Below are 18,666 nucleotides of genomic sequence, written 5' to 3'. Positions count from 1 at the left end.
ATGGCTAGCAGTAACAACTCTAATCAATTATTAGTTCCTGGTGTTCAACAAGCTCTTGATCAAATGAAGTACGAAATCGCTACAGAATTTGGAGTACAACTTGGTGGAGAAACTACTTCTCGTGCTAACGGTTCAGTTGGTGGAGAAATCACTAAGCGCCTAGTTCAAATGGCTGAGCAACAACTTGGCGGTTCTGCACGCTAATTGCAATAAACAATAATTAAATAGACTGGCTTAGGCCCCCTTACACCAGGGGGCCTTTTAATTTGTCTTCAGATTTTAACACTGTACAGATTTATTTTTGAAATAAGTCAATGTGGTCCATGAACCAGTTAGATCATCTTTTCTGGCTTCACCCATTCGTCATACTGCTCTGATGTTAAATAGCCTGTTTTGATTGCTGCTTCTTTCAAGGTACTGTTTTCTTCGAAAGCGAGCTTGGCAATTTCTGCTGCTTTTTCATATCCAATGTGTGGATTCAGGGCTGTTACCAGCATTAAAGATCGCTCAACATGGCCGGCGATCACGTCAAGGTTGGCTTCAATACCTTCTGCGCAGTTATCGTTGAAAGATCTCATTCCATCTGCCAATAGCCTTGCGCTCTGCAGGAAGTTATAAATGATCACCGGTTTAAAAACATTCAGTTCAAAATTCCCCTGACTTGCCGCAAATCCGATTGTAGCGTCATTTCCGAACACTTGGGTTGCCACCATTGTCAGTGCCTCACTTTGCGTTGGATTGACCTTGCCGGGCATGATTGAGCTTCCTGGTTCATTTGCCGGTATGGAGAGTTCCCCAATCCCGCTTCTTGGACCGCTTGCGAGCCAGCGTACATCATTGGCTATTTTCATCAAGTCAGCTGCAAGTCCTTTGAACGCTCCATGAAGGAACACGATTTCATCATGTGAAGTCAGCGCATGGAACTTATTTGGAGCAGAATGGAATGTCTCGCCTGTTTGTGCGGTAAGCTGCTTCGCTACCTGGTCCCCAAAATCTTTCGCGGCATTAATTCCTGTACCTACAGCAGTTCCGCCGATCGCCAGGTCCCGTACGTATTTCAGTCCATCCTTAATCATCTGTTCATTTTTCTCAAGCATGTTTTTCCAGCCGCTGATTTCCTGTCCCAAGGTTAATGGAGTCGCATCCTGGAGATGTGTCCTGCCGATTTTAAGGATGTCATTGAATTCTTGCTCCTTTTTCTTCAATGTCTCTTTAAACAGCTCCAGTGCAGGCAATACTTCCCCGGTTACTTTTTTTACAGCGGCAATATGCATCGCTGTCGGGAATGTATCGTTCGAGCTCTGTGACATGTTCACATCATCGTTCGGATGGACTTTTTCATCTGAACCTTGATCTGCCAGCAGTTCAGTTGCCCTTCTTGCGGCCACTTCGTTCACGTTCATATTGGATTGAGTACCGCTTCCTGTCTGCCATACGACTAACGGAAAATGTGTATCGAATTCCCCTGAAAGGATTTCATCGCAGGCTTTCTCGATTGCCTTCGCTTTTGCTTCTGACAGCTTTCCGGAAGCAGCATTCACATTGGCTGCAGCTTTCTTGACTTCTGCAAATGCATAAATCACCTCAATCGGCATTTTTTCAGTACCAATTTTAAAATTCTGCTTGCTCCGCTGTGTTTGCGCACCCCAGTATTTATCTGCTGGCACTTTGATTTCACCTATCGTATCTCTTTCAACCCGATATTCTGACAACACGATCCCTCCTCAATCTAATTATTAACTTATCAAAACATTTAAAACATTTTCGCCTCTAGGATACCTGTTTTAAAAGAGAAATTACAGAAAAGTGCATTTGGAACGACGAAAAAAGCGGAAGCAGCCATGATTGCCGCTTCCGCTTTTCATTATGTCTATTTCCGCTCCAGATTATGCCTTATAAATTGCATAGCCTATATAATAGCCCAGGATCATGATGCTTGCGATGCTTAATGTTACTGCGAACTCCGCCATCTTTACAACCTCCTGATTTATATATGTTTATTACTAAATTACCACAGGAAGCCTAAAGGCAACGGAAGGGTTTCGTAACATTCTGTGACAAAAACGATATTCATGGTGATATATCTCATAGAGGACCTGAGTTGAAACAGGTTAAAAAAAAACCGCACCCACCAAGCGTGAGTGCGGATTCCGTTAACCTGCCTTAACGTTGTTGCCAAGCTGCAGCTGATACATTTGAAAGTATTTCCCTTTTAGCTCCATCAACTCGTCATGGTTTCCTTTTTCCACGATCCGTCCGCGATCCATCACAAGTATCTGATCGGCATTGCGTATGGTCGACAGCCTGTGGGCGATGATGAAGGTCGTCCTGCCTTCTTTAAGGACATCCATGGCTTCCTGGATGATCGCTTCGGTTTCTGTATCAATGCTCGATGTCGCTTCATCCAGAATCAGGATGGCGGGATTGAAGGCCAATGCTCTGGCAAAAGAAATCAACTGCCTCTGCCCGCTTGATAGCGTACTGCCTTTTTCAATCACTGGCTCATCGTACCCTTTTTCAAGATTTTTCAGCACACGATCTGCTCCGACGCTTGCCAGCGCTTTCTCAACAGTTTCCCTGGTGATGCCAGGATGATCAAGACTGACGTTAGAGGCTATAGTCCCAGTGAACAGGAAAGGATCCTGGAGGACAATTCCCATATGACTTCGCAATGTCTGCCTTGGCATTTCAGCTATATCCATGCCGTCAATCAGGATCTTCCCCTCCTGTGGGTCATAGAACCTGAACAGCAGGTTCATGATCGAGCTTTTGCCAGATCCAGTATGGCCAACGAGTGCTACCGTTTCTCCCTGCTTCGCTTCAAAACAAAGATCTTTCAGCACATATTCGCCTTCTTTATAACCGAAAGACACATGATCGAATAAGACATTTCCTTTGTAGCGGGGAATCTCCTTTTGACTTACATCGATTCCTTCCTCATCCATTAAATGGAATACCCGCTCTCCGGCGACCAGTGCCTGTTCCAGGTTAGCCAGTTGATTGACGATCCCTTGGACAGGATTGAACAAACGGTTGATATAATCTACGAAAGCATAAAGCATACCGAGTGAAATGGCAGATGACGGCTGCAAGGCCTCACCGCCAAAATACCAGATGAACGCCACAAAGACGATATTTCTTAATACACCTACAAGATTATGTGAGGTGGAGGAGTTCAAACTTAGCAATTTATTTTGATAAGTAAAATGCTCCTTGTTCAGCGTCTCGAATTCCTGCTGTGTTTCTTTTTCACGGCTAAAGGCCTGGATGATGCTCATTCCCTGAATGGACTCATTGATCATCCCGTTAATGTCACTCACCCGCGAGCGAATGACATGATTATATTTTGAGGCGTATTTACGGTATAGCTTTGCCCATAAAAACAGGATTGGCAAGAGCAGCAAACAGATCGCTGCAAGCTTCGCATTCAGGATGAACAAGGCAATGTAGATACCGGTTATATAGATGAAGCTTGTAAAGAATGTTGAAAGGACGGTGACATATAATTCACGGATCGCCTCTGTATCATTCGTGATCCGGGCAACGACCTTCCCTGCCGGCAGATTGTCAAAATACTGGATCGGCAGCCGCTGGATTTGCCTGAAGACATCCTCCCTCAGCTTCTGGATGATCCTGTTGGCTGACTTTTGCAGATAATATCTCTGGCCATATTGGAAGATTGATGCAACGACGAGCAAGCCGAAATAAAACGACAAGAGTTTAATAATATTCGGGATTTCCGGCTTGTAAAAACTCATCAAGTCATCGCCAGACAATAGTTCAGCTTCATATTGCGCCGCTTGTGATCCTTTGCTGATGGTTAGCACCCCATCCTCGTAGCTCCTGCTTCCATCGAATTCGACTTCAGCATCCACAAAGACAAAATTCCTGCCGACCTGAAAAATCCGTGCGGAATCTGCATTGGCTGCTTCGCTTTCTTTCGAGTAAAAACTGCCATTGTACTCAACGGCACCTTTTCCAGCTTGTGTTTTATGCCAAACCGATTCGATTCCTAAAATGTGATTATCAATCATCCGCTTGGCGATGAACGGCCCTGCAAGGTCAGCGACAACAGCGACCGTTAGCATCGCAAGGGCTATCAAGATTATTTTCTTGTAATTTAACGCGTATTTGAACAGTCTTTTTCCTGTACTCATGTGGAGTGCACCTCCTCTTCGACTGCTGCTGCCTGCTGCTTGATATATTGCTCGTAATACCAACCTTGAACAGCCATCAATTGACCATGCGTGCCTTCCTCGATTATTTTCCCATCCTCAAGCACGACAATGTGATCAGCATGCTCTACCGCAGACATTCTGTGAGTAGTAATGATGGTTGTTTTTGCATTCCGCTCCCTGCGGATATTATCAATGATTTTCTTCTCCGTTTTTGCATCGACAGCCGATAGCGAGTCATCAAGAATCAGGATTTCCGGATCCTTGATCAAAGCCCTTGCAATCGAAATACGCTGCTTCTGGCCACCTGATAGTGCGACACCTTTTTCACCGACAAGCGTTTCAAGTCCTTCAGGCAGCATCTCAAGATCCTTGCGGAATGCAGCCAGGTCAATGATCTCCTGTAAATCCTCTTCGGAAGCCATTGGATTTCCGAACAGGATGTTTTCCTTGACCGAACGCGAGAAAAGGATGTTTTCCTGCGGAACATAGCCCATCCAGCCCCTCGTCTGTCTCAGGCTGTGCTCCTGGATCGGAACTCCTGATATTAGCAGGTTCCCATCGCCTTCTGGATATTCCCTCAGCAGCTGTTTAATCAGCGTTGTCTTCCCGCTGCCTGTCTTGCCCACTATTCCCAGCGTCTCACCGCGGTTTAAATGCAGTTTAATCTGTTCAAGATTATTGACATTGGAAGAAGGATATTTGAACGTGAACTCGGACATCTGTAGATATTCCGGGTCATTGCCTTCCACCGGTTTCGCTGGGTCGGCAACATCCTCCTTGTAGGATAATGTTTCATTCAGACGGTCAAGAGACGCATTGCCTCGCTGCATGACATTGATCAATTCGCCGATTGCGAACATCGGCCAGATCAGCATTCCGAGATACACATTAAAGCTGACAAGCTCCCCCAGCGTCAGCTTTTGCTGAAAAACAAGAAAGGCTCCGTATCCTAATCCAATCAGATAGCTCATACCAACGAGGATTTTAATCGTTGGTTCAAATAAAGAATCAATTTTTGCGACTTCCACATTTTTTCGGTAAACATCTTCAGTCAACTCATGGAATCGTGCTTCATCCGCTTTTTCCTGGACATAAGCCCTGATGACCCTGACTCCTGAAACCGATTCAAGCACCCGATCATTCAGCTCACCGAACGCATCCTGGGCAGAAGTGAATTTGGAGTGGATCCTTTTGCCGTATATATTAATTAGATACGCCATGATTGGCAGCGGGATGATGGAAACCAGTGTCAGCTCCCAGCTGATGAAAAACCCCATCGTGAACAGGATTGTCAGCATGAAGATGCTTGAGTCCACAAGCGTCAGCACCCCGAAACCTGCGGTGATGGAAATGGCCTTTAAATCATTCGTGGCCCTTGCCATCAAGTCACCTGTACGGTTCTTTTCAAAAAACGTTGGTGTCATTTTCAACAAATGCGTCATGAACCGGGATCTGAGCTTCCTTTCAATCAGGAACGCCCCGCCGAATAACTGATACATCCAAATATAAGTGATGAAATAAGAGACCACCGTAATCAGCATGAGGCCGCCTATATACTTTAAGATTAATTCCTGGCTCATGGAACCAAGCTGGATTGCGTCGATCGCCATCCCAACGATTTTAGGCGGCAGCACATCAAGTATGCCGACAAAAATCAGCAAGGAAATCGCGACACTATATCTCTTCCAGTTTTCTTTAAAAAACCAGCTCAACTTTGATAAGACCGATAACATCATCAATCACTCCTTTCTGTTATAAAAAATCCGACTAGCCGCTTTCTAGATATTCCTTTTTTGCGAGTTTCTTTTCATTTGATTTGCACATATTGTTTCCTCCTCGATATATTTTGGAATGGAAATTGTCTGAACATGAAAAAGGACATACCGCGGCATGCGATATGTCCTGAATCAATCGATAAAGACAGAAAAAGGCATACGTCACGCAGATGCGCAACCCATGCCTTTGCAGTCACAGAGCAACTTGATTAAAAAATCAATTATAGCAGAAGGATGGGTTACGTTTATTAAGTTGTACGTATTTTACAATTGCTACAATGTTCATATCGATAACCCTCCTTTTAGTTATTTTTTCCATTCCTTTGTAAGGTTATCACCTTACCAGTCAAAATGTCAATTCTAACTTTTCACTATTTTTCATCATTTTTCTTTTACAAAGATTTTCGCCGCCAAATTTTTCGTACAAATAGCAGATAAAAGAGCAAAGGCATTGGTGCCTGGATCAGCCCGATGATTCCCCAAAGCCAATAATTATGGCCATGCTTCCGGGCATTTGTAAAAAGAAAAATGCTCTGCACCAACAGGATCACAACAACCACGGCCAGCATGACAGGTGACAGTTCCTCGTTCATCTGCTGTCCACCTGCTTTTGCACACCTTTATAACTATAGATCGCTGTAATTACGAGCGTCACGGCCTGGAGCATGTAGAACACTGTCGGCAGTTCCAGCATGGTGAAGATCACCCCGCTTAAAATCAGCAAAGCGCTTAATATGAACCACGCTAATTCCCGGCGATACTTCTTTTTTTGTATTTCCTTTTGTTCCAACACCATATGCTCAAACCATTTATCATCTGGGACATAAGGATCGATGGAGTCCAGTTTGTCCAACCCATTATTGATGGCGCTGATGGTATCGAAAAATTCCTTATCCATATTTTCATGTTCTGGCGAGATTCCCTTTTGGTTTTTCATCTACTTTCAGCTCCCTTCTAACAGCTAAAAGTCCATGATGGACTCTAGACTTTGCAGTACCAGCTGCGATATTCAGGATTTCACCAATCTCATCATACGAATAGCCATAATAATGCTTAAGGATTAACGGGATACGCATTTCTTCTGTCAGCCTGGATAATGCAGCCAGTGCATCTGTCCATTCCTCATTTTTCGATTCCATATGCCACTGTAACTTCCGTGACGCTGCTTCTCCTTCGTTCCATTCCCGCTCGCGCTTCTTTTTTCGCTGCTGATCAATAAACATATTCGTTGCTATGCTGATCAGCCATGAAGAGAATTTGGATTTACCATTGAATAAATGAATTTTCTCCACACATTTAGCCATCGTTGCTTGCGCAATTTCCTCTGCGACATCAGGATTCATCGTTATTTTCATCAGGTATTTTACCAGCAGGGGATAATGATTCCTGAACAGCACAGCAAACGATCGGTGGTCGCCTTTTTTAGCGCTATTGATTAAGTCTTTCTCATCCATCAAAGCATGCCTCTCTTTCCCCGCCACCCCAAAAAATTATCTACTAATTGATTATTTATTATTAAGACGTACAAAGTAAAGATTCGTTCAAAGTTTTTTTAAAATACATCAAAAAAGCCCCCGAAAGGACTTTTCTATATCCCCTGCTCGACTGTTGCCTCATTAACAGCAGTCTCATTCGCCTCTGCAAGCCTCGGTAATACCATCATGTAAAACACTCCTACGATGGCAAGGCAGCCGCCGACAATCCAATATAACATTTCAATGGTAAGAATGGACGGGAAGCTGTAGGCAATGAAAGCAAGTGTCAGAGAATGTGAGAACATGTTGAGCGGGCTGATCAATCCCTGTACCCTGCCCATCATTTTTGGATCAATGATGCTTGGAAGCCAGCCGCCGATCCCGATATTTATAAGCGGCAGAGCCAGAGCAGAGATAAACAGTAGACCTAAGAACAGGTAAATATTGTTTGGCAGTGATGCAAGTGCCGTGAAACTCCCTGAAATCAGCAGACCTATAGAAATCAGGTGATAGAGCTTGATTTTTTGAGAAAGCAAGGATGCAATGAAACTTCCAATCAGTACGCCGATTCCAAATACTAAACCGACAACAATTGAGTATTCCTCATACGTTTCCGGCGCAAGCTTATATTTCAGAATGAAGATTGGCATTACCGAAAAGCCGCCATTGACGATTCCGAAGATGAAAAACCCAACGATCAGTGCGAACAGCAATTTGCTGCTCATCACATACATAAAACCGTGTTTAAAATCCCTTAAAACCAATTTGAGGTTCAAATCCTTCAGCGAATGAGTGCCGTTTGGAAGTCGGGCTTCATGCGGAACAACCGTCTTCTGGATGAGCAGCGCACTGATGATGAAGGACAAGGTGTCAACTAAGATGGCGCCATAGATGCCGATCGACCAGTAAGCGAGAACTCCGAGACCATTGCCGAACAGCATGAACAGGCTCATGACAAGCTGATTCAGACCAGCAGCTGTTGTGTAGTCTTCTTTCTTCAATATTCCCTGAACCATCCCATGTTCAGCCGGGAAAAAGAATTTTTGAACCGCACTTCTCAAAAACAGGGCAGCAAAGACAAGAGGCATCCAGCCAATATAGATAGCAGCAATTAATGCCAAAGATAAAGCCGCACTGATCCAATCACAGTAAACCGCTATTTTTTGCCGGTCCATCCTGTCAGCGAGCACTCCGATCAAGAAAAAGACCGCCAGCATTGGCAGGGAATACATGAGCTCGGTTATAGTCGCATAAGCTGGCTGGGAGCTGAAACGGTCAAGCAAGAAAAACATGAAGGCAGTCAACCCAATGGTACTCCCCATTTGAGAAGTGAAGTTAGCTAAAAATAACTTGGTGAAACTCATGTTCCTGAAAATCTCCGCAAATTTTTTCATAAGATTACTCCTCGCATCTCTTTTAATAGCTTCATTTTAGCGTAATGTTCAGGTCCTCAAACACTTTCTCCTGACCGTTTCTTTCTCCTCCCTGAGACTGAGCGCCAATGTCCTGGAGAACCATCCTAGCATCAGGCTCCTTTTAAGCTGCACCTGCCAACTTCGCCCATTTTCACCTCAAAAGGTTTTCGGACCAACTTAACGGGGTAATATTCTACTAACCTAATAAAATGATTCATTAAAGGAGTTTATATAAATGAAGGAAATTATGTCATCAAATGTTATGGTCCAGAAAAGATTCACAATGAAAAAAATGCTTGAAATTTATCAGGCAGCAAAGAAATTGGACGGTGCCACTTACCTATATAGCCGCCAAAAGGCTGTTGAGGCAACCTCATTGTCCAAACTTGTTTCATTCTTGCTGACGGTAGAACCAAATACAACTTTAAAAATTATTATGGAAGGCACAGATGTAGAACCGAAATTAAATCAGCTTACCAAGCTGCTTACAAATGAGGCTTCTGTGCTCCGAGTAAAACGCAAGCGCCTGATCGAGTCTTCTGAATCATTCCAGATATAGTCACAGTAATAGATAAACCAATAACTGAGGTGAAGTTTCGTGGTAAGAACCATTCTAATGATCATCGGCGCTGTCGTCGTGATCGGTTTCCTTTTAAGTTTAATATAATTGGATGTTTGTAAAGACCTGCCCCATGCAGGTCTTTTTTTAAGGTCTTAACTTAAGCTCTTTTCATAAGTTTTGTTGCTTTCATAAAAACAGCACAGGAGAACGATCTCCTGTGCTTTGTTCGTATTAGTTATCGTTATCATCTTGTTCTTTATCATCCTGAAGACTCGTCCCCAGAATCACCGGTGTCTCCTTCATCACCGGTGTCTCCTTCATCACCGGTATCTCCTTCACCACCGGCATCTCCTTCACCACCGGCATCTCCTTCACCACCGGCATCTCCTTCACCACCGGCATCTCCTTCACCACCGGTATCTCCTTCACCACCGGTATCTCCTTCACCACCGGCATCTCCATCTTCGCCGGTATTTCCATCTCCGCCGGCAGTTCCACCAGTATCCATTGAATCACCATTATCTTTTTTCTCACTGGTGTCATTGCTGCTGGAAGAGTTCGTTGACGCTTCGGCAGATTGTGTTTTTGTTTCCTTATTCGCTTCTTCTTTCGGCTTTTCTTTCTTGTCTTTTATCTTCTTCTTTGCCTCTTCCCATTGCTTTTTAAGCTTTTCTGATTCCTTTTTGATTCTTGATTCAAGCTCTTTTACAGACTTGGCACGCTGCTGCTTCTTGTGTTCCTCGATAAATTTTGAAAGCGGAGGAACATTGAAGGATTCTGCTTTAGTATCTTTCAATGCTTCCGCCATGAAGTCCTTGAAAACCAGAGCTGCCCCTTCACTGCTTGTCGTGGTTAAAAAGTGTTCCTGATCTGTCTTGTCATAACCAACCCATACAGCGCCGACAAGCTGTGGAGTATACCCTACAAACCACTGGTCTTTCGTTCCTTTGATCCCTTCAATCGGTACTTGAGTTGAGCCAGTTTTGCCTGCTATTTCCCTGCCAGGAATTTGTGCACCTTTCCCTGTGCCTTCCTGGACGACACCAAGAAGCATTGTCGTCATTTTCTCGGCAGTTTCTTTTGAAACAGCACGGCTCTTCTTCCCTTCATATTCAACAATAGTATTTCCTTCTTTATCAATAATCTTTGTGATGGCATGTGTTTCATGACGTTCGCCCTTATTGGCCAATGCTGAATATGCTTCAGCCATTGTTACCGGTGATACCCCAGTCGATAGGCCTCCTAGCGCAAGGCCAAGATTACGGTCATTCACTGGATCGAGATTGATGCCAAAGTTCTTTACTGCATCCATTCCTTTGACAATTCCGATTTCATCCAGCAGCCATACAGAAGGCACATTCAATGAATCTCTCAATGCTTCATACATAGGGACTTCGCCTTTATATTTACCATTGTAGTTTTGAGGCTTGTAATCTTTGAATTCCATTTCTTCGTCCTTAAGCATGTCCGTCACACCCCAGCCTTCTTCAAGCGCCGGTGCGAATACGGCAAGTGGCTTCATCGTTGAACCTGGCTGTGCTTTTAACTGAGTAGCTCGATTATACCCCCTGAATACATGCTCACCGCGGCCGCCTACAAGGGCACGGATGCCTCCGGTTTTAGGATCGACCAGTACAGCACCGCTTTGTACCATTTGTTTTTCCGTTCCTTTTGGGAACAAATCGTCCTTAGCGTAGGTAGCTTCCACAGCTGATTGCATGGTGACATCAAGCTCAGTATAGATTTGCAATCCGCCTGTCAAAATTTCTTCCTGCGTCAGGCCGTATTTCTTGATTGCTTCATCGATGACGTGATCTACATAATACGGATACTTTCCGCGCAACGGATCTCCGCCTTTTTCATTAAGGACAACCTCTTCAGCAATTGCCTGTTTATATTCTTTTTCTTGGATAAAACCATGGGTTTTCATCATTTGCAGGACAAGATTCCTTCTCTCAATCGCTTCTTCAAAATTCTTATTTGGATCAAGCGCGGACGGAGCCTTGATCAAACCTGCAAGCATGGCTGCTTCGCTTATGGAAAGGTCTTTAACTTCCTTGCCAAAGTAACCCATCGCAGCCCTTTTAATCCCCCATGACCCATTACCGAAATAAATTCGGTTCAAGTACATTTGCATGATATCATCTTTGGAATATTGCTTTTCGATTTCCCTCGCCAAAAAGAATTCTTCGAGTTTCCTTTTATAAGTCTTTTCACTCGAAAGCAAAGCATTTTTAGTCAACTGCTGAGTAATTGTACTTCCACCTTCGACAATGCTGCCTGCTTTGACATTCTGGACAAATGCCCGCGATATCCCCACAAGGTCCACCCCATCGTGTTCATAAAAACGATGGTCCTCGATCGCAATGACGGCATTCTTTACATGATCCGGAACATCCTCTATCTTAATCCCTTCATTTTTCAATGCCGAAATTTTGCTGGCAACTTCACCATTCGCATCATAGATGACGGTCGACTGTGCCATGTCATCATTCAATGCGCTAATGTCAGCCCCCTCAGAATACACATGGAAGAAACTCAAGAATGCCAGTACCGCTGTCGAAACTGACAATACCAGCACCTGGTTCATATGTAGCCTTTTCCAGCCTCTTAGAAAACGTGTAACTATTGAATTCTTGCTCACTGAGCACCCCAACCTTTTAAAAATAGTTTATAAATATGACACTTTCTTTTACCCATTTTTAAAAGGCATTAACACATATTGGCTAATAATGAGGAAAAAAGGCATATAAGCAAGCAGTGTGGCCAATATATATACCTTACGGCTTTGGTTTTTGGGACTCCTGATTAAAAATCCCACTGCACAGGCGAGGTTAAGGTAACTTCATCACCAAATACAGGTCTCATCGGACAAAAACCCCTGATTGAGACGTTGTTTTGTCCGAACCCCGTAGCACATAGGACAAAATCGTATGCCTGAGACACGATTTTGTCCGAACACGAGGTCACTTCAGACAAAATCTCATGCCCGAGACATTGTTTTGTCCGAATATCAGTTTTCCTAACCCCAATATGTGATATCCACGATGTTATGAGGACTTCTTAGGCTATCTGGAAATTATTAGATGAGTTAGTTCTATTTTAAAAGTGGGTATTGAACTATAAGAAGTTCTAATCTTGGAGGTTGATCTATATGGCTGGAATAAAAAATGTAGTACTCGCTTACGATGATTCTGAGGGAGGCAATAAAGCTTTGCAACTGGCAAAGGAATTCACTGCTGATAGAGAGGGCGTCAAGTTGTTTGTTGGCCATGTTTTTGAAGAGAAGGTAAAAAGCGAATTGGTTGAGTCGAATGAGCGTCCTATTGAGCATCTGCCGATCAACAATTTTCCTGCTGATGGTATCCAGGTCCCTCCACTGGCTATGGAACAGGGAGCACTAAAAAAATCCGAGCATTCCATCATAACCCACAGCTCCGAACAAGCCTTCAACAACGCAAAGGCGGAACTGGATGCACTGAACATCGACACTGAATACTCTATCCTTGAAGGAAGTCCATCCGAGAGTATCGTGGATTACGCCAATAGCGTGAATGCTGATTTGATTATCATCGGCCAGTCCGGAAATGAGGGAATCAAGCGCAAGCTTCTTGGTGGAGCAAGTCAAAAAATAGCCAATAACGCTCATTGCCATGTGCTTATCGCGAAATAAAAATTAAAAGCAGCCCTCTGGCTGCTTTTTCATTTCGGTCCTCTTGATTTATCCGTTCATTGCTTCAGCTGCAATTTCTTTTAAACGCTCCATCGTTTCCTTTTCTTCAAAGCTGCTGAAGATCCGGAAATCATCTTGATCCAGAATCCTGTAATGCTGGCTAAGGATGTTTTGCTGCATGACGAATCCTCCAATCCTTGTTACTTCACGCCACCAGACTTTACCGCCCAATGTTTTTTCTTTTCGGTAATCTGTGCCTTCATGGGCAATCGTCTCAAGGACTTCCAGTGGTTCATTTCCGAACAAAAACCGAATGGTCTCTGTTTCCCTGAACAGGGCAGCTATCGCCACGACTGTCGACCAGCCGGCTTGAGCCCTGCCCTTTTCAATCTGGACTAACGTCTTTTTGGAAATTCCAATGATATCAGCCATTTTATCCTGTGTATAACCAACTTCTGCCCGAAGTACCCTAACTTTTTCCGATACCCTGCTTATGATTTCATCCCTTGTCATCCACTTCATCCCTTTGAATTGCTTTTAGTGTAATTTTACACCAAATAAGTTTGAATTAAAAATATTTTTTATTTTCCGCTATGTAAATTTGAATCAGGTATATTATTTCATAAAGAAAAAAAGGAATGCAGCTGAGTAAACTGCACTCCTTTTGATTTATTTGACCTGTTTTTCCTCCATGACGCTGCAGTTGCTTGAGCAGGAGTTTTTGATGGAGCAGGCAGCGCATTTACCTTCCTTGGATTTCTTGATGAATCGGTAGAAGGCCCAGCCGGCATATCCGAATATGGCTCCACCTATTAAGATGTTTGCAATCATGAAACCTTCCTCCTTCCCTGCTTAGCTAAATCCAAAGAGCATGCCGCCTTGATAAATGGCCAGAGATAACAGATATGCGATAACCAGGGCATAAATGATTGAAAACGAGGTCCAGCGTTTTGAACCCGTTTCTTTGTAAATCGTTGCAGTAGTTGCCAGACAAGGAATGTATAGCAGGATAAAGACCATGAAGCTGTATGCGGCCAAAGGTGTGTAATGAGCAGCAAGCAAACCTTGCAGACTTGCTTCATCCGGGACGAAGTAAATGATGTTCATCGTTGAAATGATTGATTCTTTCGCCAGGAACCCAGTGAATAAGGATGCACTCGCCTGCCATGTTCCAAAGCCAATAGGAGCAAACAACGGTGCGAAAATGCCTCCAAGCAGCGCCAGATAGCTGTCATCCATGCTGACATTCACGCCTTCCGGACCTGCGTAGGCAAGCAGCCAGATCAGGACGGATCCGGCAAAAATGAAGGTTCCTGCCTTCTTCACGAATCCCTTTCCCTTATCCCATGTGCTTCTCCAAAGCGCCCTCGCCTGAGGAAGCCTGTATGGCGGAAGTTCAATGACGAATACAGAAGTTTCGCCTTTCAAAAGCGTCTCAGAGAATACCTTTGCCAGAATAAGCGCAATCACTACTCCTAAAACATACAAACTTAAAACAACAGCTGCTTTATGTTCCAGAAAAAACGCCCCGACAAACAAAGCGTAAACTGGAAGCCGTGCAGAACATGACATGAGCGGCGTCAACAGGATGGTCATCAGCCTTTCCTTTGGCGTCTCAATCGTCCTTGCTGCCATGATGCCCGGCACATTACAGCCAAATCCGATCATCATCGGGATGAATGCCTTCCCATTCAAGCCGACCGATTCCATTAAGCGGTCCATGACCAGAGCGACACGGGCCATATAACCCGAATCCTCCAGTAAGGATATGAAAAAGAACAAAATGAAGATTTGCGGCACGAAGACGAGGACTCCCCCTACCCCTGCTACAATTCCGTCAAGGACCAGATCTTTGATGAATGATGAAGCACCGGCTGCGGCCAGTGCCGCCGTGATCCCAGTTGTTACTGGTCCGGACAGAAATGAATCCAATGCGTCAGACAGCGGGAAACCAAGCCAGTCAAAGGTAAGCATGAACATCATGTACATCAAGATAAGAAAAATAGGGATGCCCAGGAATTTATTCGTGACAATCATGTCAACCTTCTCAGTCAATGGAATCTTATTATCACCCGTTCTTGTTGTTGCTGCAGATACTATTTTATCGATTGCTTCACTGCGCTTCCGGTGGATTACCTGGTCAAGTGCTTGTCTGCTGCCGGTATTTTTCTGTTCGGCAACAGAAACCTGGTTGATCAATTCGTCAATTTCATCCTGGTGCAAAATTGTTGCCAGATAGTTTCTCACATATGGATTTCCTTCAAACAACTGAAGCGCAAGCCAGCGAATCGGGTGTTGAGTCTTTCCGGCCAATAAGTTCTCAAGCTCAAGAATACCCGCTTCAATACCTTTTCCATAATAAACGAGGTTCGGCTTCCCGGTGCCTACGGCTTCGCCTGTCACTAGCTCCGCAAGTTCATTACAACCCTTGCCTGTCCTTGCAACCACTGGAGCTACTGCTACACCCAATGATTCCGACAATTTGTGAGTATCTATTTGAATACCCCTGTTTTTTGCAACGTCGAGCATATTTAAGCCGATTATGACTGGTGCTCCGTAATCCAATAGCTGCATAGTAAGGTGGAGATTTCTCCTTAACTGCGAAGCATCCAGGATATTCAGGAGTTTCTCAAATGGTTCGTTCAAGAAAAAGTTCGTTACGACCCCTTCATCTTTGGATAGTGGATTTAACGTATAAACTCCCGGAAGATCAATAAGCTGATCCTTGCCATTTTTAAAGAGGCCGACTTTTTTTTCGACCGTTACCCCGCTCCAATTTCCTACATATTCATAGGAACCTGTTAAGTTATTAAACAATGATGTTTTCCCCGTGTTCGGGTTGCCAATAAGCGCAATGTTCATCATACTCGCTCCACTTCAATCCTTAGCGCTTCCTTGCGGCGGATGCCGATGCACTGCCCGCAGGATTCAACCATCACAGGTCCTCCAAAAGGCAGGATGCATTTCACGCACACTTCCGATCCCTCCGCTATCCCCAAATCAAGCAATCTTCTTCTGACAAATTTATCAGCACTAGCTATATTCATGATCCGGCCTTTTTCACCAGTCTTTAATTTTCCCAGCATAGCCATCACCTTTTTTGTTTAATAGTTTTTATGCAATTTAGTTGGATTCCATTTCACAACTTTATCTAAATGAGAATGATTATCTTTATTTAACCAGTTCAGAACAACTTTCACTGTGACTTAAGTCACTATATAGGGATTTTAACTCTGCATTCCAAGCAAACTCCATATAATTGACAATATTTTTCTCTATAGTTACTTCATTCTCATTATATACCTATCAGGGTATATGGTTGAATATAAAAGAGGAAGCTGAAATAATCAGCTCCCATCTTTATCATAATCTATTGCTAACAGGTGCAGACTTCACCATCCTCGATGGTGCATATCCGATGACAAGTATAATGATGATGGCACTTAAGATCATGCTAGGGATCATGTATGTTCCATTATAGATAATGGAATAAAGCCACGCTGGCTGTCCCTCTGGCGCCCATACTCCAAAAAAGATCCACCCGGAAAAGAAGTGTGCGACAAAGCGGAGAAGACTTCCAATGAAAGTCCCAGCGATGATGAAACCAATCCACTTTTTCTTTTCTCCATTCTGGATATTCTCTTTGATTTGCCTTGCAAAAATGCCGGCAGCTCCGAGAATAGTGAAGGCAACCACATAGTCGATGAAGCCCTGAACAGGATGGTATATCTGCGAAAAGCCGAGGATGAATTGCAATAGTCCCAGCAGCAGTCCAGTGATTGCACCGCCCTTGATCCCCCAGCGGAACGCCATCAGGAATACGGGCACCATCGCAATCGATACGGAACCGCCCTGCGGCCAGATTCTTGAGAATAAGAATCCAGAAAATAAATCCAGCAAATAAGCCAGTGCGGAAAATACGGCAATTTCCACTAAAAAGAGAGTTTGTTTTTGTTTCATGTTTAGTTCCTCCTTCTTTTCAGAATGAGGTCCGTTTCTAACACGCCTTTTCTGCTTCAGAAACAAAAAAAGCAATCAGGGATCGATATAGGATTCCCAAGATTGCTTTCCTATCGCATCCACATTCCTTCGCTAGCATTAACTAACAGGTTCAAAGGGTAAGAACTCGGCCGCTCACTCTCAGCTGCACTAGGCAGCTCCCCTTGTGGTTATTATTTAGTTTCTACACTATGAATATACTACTTTAAATATATTATCACAAGTCATAGCTTAAACTTTTCAGTCGATGTCGAACAGATTTGACAAAACTCAGCCAGTATTGCTAAAAATATCGGTCTTTTGTCACATTTTTAGCTATTCGACTCATTTCTGCGGATGTTCTTATTATTCGACAAAGGGATTTCGGTTTTTTCCTCGAATCTTTAATACCGAAATGAAAAACTGGGGGACTTAATGAAATGCTGCCAATTACGGATAACCGATTGCTTAGCTTCCTGACTAGTGAAAAAGAAAATCTGATAGCCGACTGGACCGATAATATAATCGTTTCAGAAGATGATCCATATAAAGAAAAAATAAGTAAGAACGCAGAGAGAATGTATGAAGTCATTCTCTCGGTTTTTTCTAAGACAAACGAAGAATTGGAAGAGCATATCCAAGAGCTTGCTTTTATAGTCGGAGAGGAACGGGTACGGGCAGACATTAACATTGGCGATTTTGTCTATAATGTCAATTCCGGACGCTCCGTGGTATACAAACATCTCCATAAATTGAATATGGAATGGACTGAAATGCAAGAGGCCATCAACCGGATCAATTACTGTTTTGATACCTTTTTGTATTACGCTGTATCTTATTATAATGAACAGAAAAATAAGATCATCGAGGAAAAGAACCAGTTCATTGATTCTACACATAAAGACAGACTGACGCTTCTCGGCCAAATGACGTCTAGCTTCATCCATGAATTCCGCAATCCATTAACTTCGATTCAGGGCTTCATCCAGCTCCTGAGATCTGAACATCAAGATATGAAGTATCTCGATATCATCTCAAGCGAACTTGAACAACTGAATTTCCGGATTTCCCAATTCCTGTTGCTGTCAAAAAAAGAGTTGATTGGAAAAGAAAAGACTGTTTTCTCACTGAATAAGATGATTGATGAAGTTCTAAACTTCCTTTATCCCAGCATTCTTGACACGAATGTCCGGATCATCAAGGAAGTAGCCGAAGATATGGAGTTGTACGGCTATGCGGATGAAATCAGGCAAGTCCTGATCAACATCATCTTCAATGCAATTGATGTATTGAGCCAGTATCGTGATGATCCGAAAATCGAAATCAAAGGATTTTTCGTGAATGATACCCATATCAAAATAGAAATTTCAAATAATGGGCCAGTCATTCCTGACCATTTGTTAAAGACGATTTTTGAGCCTTTCGTTACAACCAAGACACTTGGTACCGGACTTGGATTGTTCGTCTGCCGGGAAATCATCGAAAAGCATAAAGGCATACTTGCCTGTTCATCAGAACCGGACAAAACGTCTTTCATCATGCTTCTGCCTTTAACAAGGATCGAAATCTAAAATATCTATCAGAATAATGAGACCCCGCCTGAATTGGCG

General features: G+C 43.5%; 17 protein-coding genes and 1 riboswitch. Of the genes, 4 read left to right on the top strand and 13 right to left on the bottom strand.

The annotated features are described in order from the left end of the window. On the top strand, positions 1-204 hold the full coding sequence (locus RH061_RS05725) for an alpha/beta-type small acid-soluble spore protein (RefSeq protein ID WP_023615428.1): 204 nt from the start codon (positions 1-3) through the stop codon (positions 202-204). A gap of 128 nt (positions 205-332) precedes the next feature. Here the strand turns inward: RH061_RS05725 and fumC are convergent, their stop codons facing one another. The 7 genes from fumC to RH061_RS05690 form a co-directional block, all read right to left on the bottom strand. Then, positions 333-1,712: a class II fumarate hydratase gene (fumC, locus tag RH061_RS05720; RefSeq protein ID WP_311074558.1), complete on the bottom strand. Its 1,380-nt coding sequence runs from the start codon at positions 1,710-1,712 to the stop codon at positions 333-335. A gap of 441 nt (positions 1,713-2,153) precedes the next feature. Further along, complete coding sequence (locus RH061_RS05715) at positions 2,154-4,157, bottom strand: ABC transporter ATP-binding protein (RefSeq protein ID WP_311074557.1); 2,004 nt, start codon at positions 4,155-4,157, stop codon at positions 2,154-2,156. Beyond that, positions 4,154-5,911, bottom strand: a complete 1,758-nt coding sequence (locus RH061_RS05710) for an ABC transporter ATP-binding protein (protein ID WP_311076293.1) — start codon at positions 5,909-5,911, stop codon at positions 4,154-4,156. The genes RH061_RS05715 and RH061_RS05710 overlap by 4 nt, the downstream gene beginning before the upstream one ends. Before the next feature lie 434 nt (positions 5,912-6,345). Beyond that, complete coding sequence (locus tag RH061_RS05705) at positions 6,346-6,546, bottom strand: sigma-Y antisigma factor component (RefSeq protein WP_311074555.1); 201 nt, start codon at positions 6,544-6,546, stop codon at positions 6,346-6,348. Then, positions 6,543-6,890, bottom strand: coding sequence for a YxlC family protein (locus RH061_RS05700; protein ID WP_311074553.1), 348 nt, complete (start codon positions 6,888-6,890; stop codon positions 6,543-6,545). The genes RH061_RS05705 and RH061_RS05700 overlap by 4 nt, the downstream gene beginning before the upstream one ends. Further along, positions 6,856-7,407, bottom strand: coding sequence for an RNA polymerase sigma factor SigY (sigY, locus tag RH061_RS05695; RefSeq protein WP_311074552.1), 552 nt, complete (start codon positions 7,405-7,407; stop codon positions 6,856-6,858). Before sigY ends, RH061_RS05700 begins: the two co-directional genes overlap by 35 nt. Positions 7,408-7,541: 134 nt before the next feature. Next, positions 7,542-8,822 carry an MFS transporter gene (locus RH061_RS05690; protein WP_311074550.1) on the bottom strand — a complete coding sequence of 427 codons (1,281 nt, stop codon included), beginning with the start codon at positions 8,820-8,822 and terminating at the stop codon, positions 7,542-7,544. A 256-nt stretch (positions 8,823-9,078) separates the two neighbouring features. On the opposite strand from RH061_RS05690, the gene RH061_RS05685 reads away from it, so the two are divergent. Beyond that, positions 9,079-9,402, top strand: a complete 324-nt coding sequence (locus RH061_RS05685; protein WP_311074548.1) for an HPr family phosphocarrier protein — start codon at positions 9,079-9,081, stop codon at positions 9,400-9,402. 262 nt (positions 9,403-9,664) lie between these two features. Here the strand turns inward: RH061_RS05685 and RH061_RS05680 are convergent, their stop codons facing one another. Continuing rightward, complete coding sequence (locus RH061_RS05680) at positions 9,665-11,995, bottom strand: transglycosylase domain-containing protein (protein ID WP_311076292.1); 2,331 nt, start codon at positions 11,993-11,995, stop codon at positions 9,665-9,667. A gap of 564 nt (positions 11,996-12,559) precedes the next feature. On the opposite strand from RH061_RS05680, the gene RH061_RS05675 reads away from it, so the two are divergent. Next, a complete protein-coding gene (locus RH061_RS05675; RefSeq protein WP_311074547.1) occupies positions 12,560-13,078 on the top strand; it encodes a universal stress protein in 519 nt (172 codons plus the stop codon). Between the two features lie 48 nt (positions 13,079-13,126). Here the strand turns inward: RH061_RS05675 and RH061_RS05670 are convergent, their stop codons facing one another. The 5 genes from RH061_RS05670 to thiT all read right to left on the bottom strand — a co-directional run bounded on the left by RH061_RS05670 (position 13,127) and on the right by thiT (position 17,038). Next, entirely contained in the window at positions 13,127-13,591 is a 465-nt protein-coding gene (locus RH061_RS05670) for a helix-turn-helix transcriptional regulator (protein WP_311074545.1), read from the bottom strand. 156 nt (positions 13,592-13,747) lie between these two features. After that, positions 13,748-13,909 (bottom strand): FeoB-associated Cys-rich membrane protein, encoded by a 162-nt coding sequence (locus RH061_RS05665; protein ID WP_311074544.1) that lies wholly within the window; start codon positions 13,907-13,909, stop codon positions 13,748-13,750. 21 nt (positions 13,910-13,930) lie between these two features. After that, complete coding sequence (feoB, locus tag RH061_RS05660) at positions 13,931-15,940, bottom strand: ferrous iron transport protein B (protein WP_311076290.1); 2,010 nt, start codon at positions 15,938-15,940, stop codon at positions 13,931-13,933. Further along, complete coding sequence (locus tag RH061_RS05655) at positions 15,940-16,164, bottom strand: FeoA family protein (protein ID WP_052442186.1); 225 nt, start codon at positions 16,162-16,164, stop codon at positions 15,940-15,942. Before RH061_RS05655 ends, feoB begins: the two co-directional genes overlap by 1 nt. A 277-nt stretch (positions 16,165-16,441) precedes the next feature. Then, a complete protein-coding gene (gene thiT / locus RH061_RS05650; RefSeq protein ID WP_311074540.1) occupies positions 16,442-17,038 on the bottom strand; it encodes an energy-coupled thiamine transporter ThiT in 597 nt (198 codons plus the stop codon). Positions 17,039-17,145: 107 nt separating this feature from the next. Continuing rightward, a riboswitch (TPP riboswitch) is annotated at positions 17,146-17,252 on the bottom strand. 244 nt (positions 17,253-17,496) lie between these two features. Here thiT and RH061_RS05645 point away from each other — a divergent pair. Beyond that, a complete protein-coding gene (locus RH061_RS05645) occupies positions 17,497-18,627 on the top strand; it encodes a histidine kinase N-terminal domain-containing protein (protein WP_311074538.1) in 1,131 nt (376 codons plus the stop codon). Positions 18,628-18,666 lie beyond the last annotated feature (39 nt).

It is taken from the genome of Mesobacillus jeotgali, assembly GCF_031759225.1.
GTDB lineage: Bacteria > Bacillota > Bacilli > Bacillales > Cytobacillaceae > Mesobacillus > Mesobacillus jeotgali_B.
The sequence above is the reverse complement of the archived record's forward strand: the minus strand, read 5'-3'. Positions and strand labels throughout refer to the sequence as shown.

Excerpts from the sequence above, each read along its gene's own strand:
- thiT (WP_311074540.1), bottom strand. The coding sequence starts at position 17,038 with ATGAAACAAAAACAAACTCTCTTTTTAGTGGAAATTGCCGTATTTTCC.
- feoB (WP_311076290.1), bottom strand. The coding sequence starts at position 15,940 with ATGAACATTGCGCTTATTGGCAACCCGAACACGGGGAAAACATCATTG.
- RH061_RS05670 (WP_311074545.1), bottom strand. The coding sequence starts at position 13,591 with ATGACAAGGGATGAAATCATAAGCAGGGTATCGGAAAAAGTTAGGGTA.
- RH061_RS05700 (WP_311074553.1), bottom strand. The coding sequence starts at position 6,890 with ATGAAAAACCAAAAGGGAATCTCGCCAGAACATGAAAATATGGATAAG.
- RH061_RS05690 (WP_311074550.1), bottom strand. The coding sequence starts at position 8,822 with ATGAAAAAATTTGCGGAGATTTTCAGGAACATGAGTTTCACCAAGTTA.
- RH061_RS05655 (WP_052442186.1), bottom strand. The coding sequence starts at position 16,164 with ATGCTGGGAAAATTAAAGACTGGTGAAAAAGGCCGGATCATGAATATA.
- sigY (WP_311074552.1), bottom strand. The coding sequence starts at position 7,407 with ATGGATGAGAAAGACTTAATCAATAGCGCTAAAAAAGGCGACCACCGA.
- RH061_RS05725 (WP_023615428.1), top strand. The coding sequence starts at position 1 with ATGGCTAGCAGTAACAACTCTAATCAATTATTAGTTCCTGGTGTTCAA.
- RH061_RS05715 (WP_311074557.1), bottom strand. The coding sequence starts at position 4,157 with ATGAGTACAGGAAAAAGACTGTTCAAATACGCGTTAAATTACAAGAAA.
- RH061_RS05680 (WP_311076292.1), bottom strand. The coding sequence starts at position 11,995 with ATGAACCAGGTGCTGGTATTGTCAGTTTCGACAGCGGTACTGGCATTC.
- RH061_RS05705 (WP_311074555.1), bottom strand. The coding sequence starts at position 6,546 with ATGAACGAGGAACTGTCACCTGTCATGCTGGCCGTGGTTGTTGTGATC.
- RH061_RS05710 (WP_311076293.1), bottom strand. The coding sequence starts at position 5,911 with ATGTTATCGGTCTTATCAAAGTTGAGCTGGTTTTTTAAAGAAAACTGG.
- RH061_RS05665 (WP_311074544.1), bottom strand. The coding sequence starts at position 13,909 with ATGATTGCAAACATCTTAATAGGTGGAGCCATATTCGGATATGCCGGC.
- RH061_RS05675 (WP_311074547.1), top strand. The coding sequence starts at position 12,560 with ATGGCTGGAATAAAAAATGTAGTACTCGCTTACGATGATTCTGAGGGA.
- RH061_RS05645 (WP_311074538.1), top strand. The coding sequence starts at position 17,497 with ATGCTGCCAATTACGGATAACCGATTGCTTAGCTTCCTGACTAGTGAA.
- RH061_RS05685 (WP_311074548.1), top strand. The coding sequence starts at position 9,079 with ATGAAGGAAATTATGTCATCAAATGTTATGGTCCAGAAAAGATTCACA.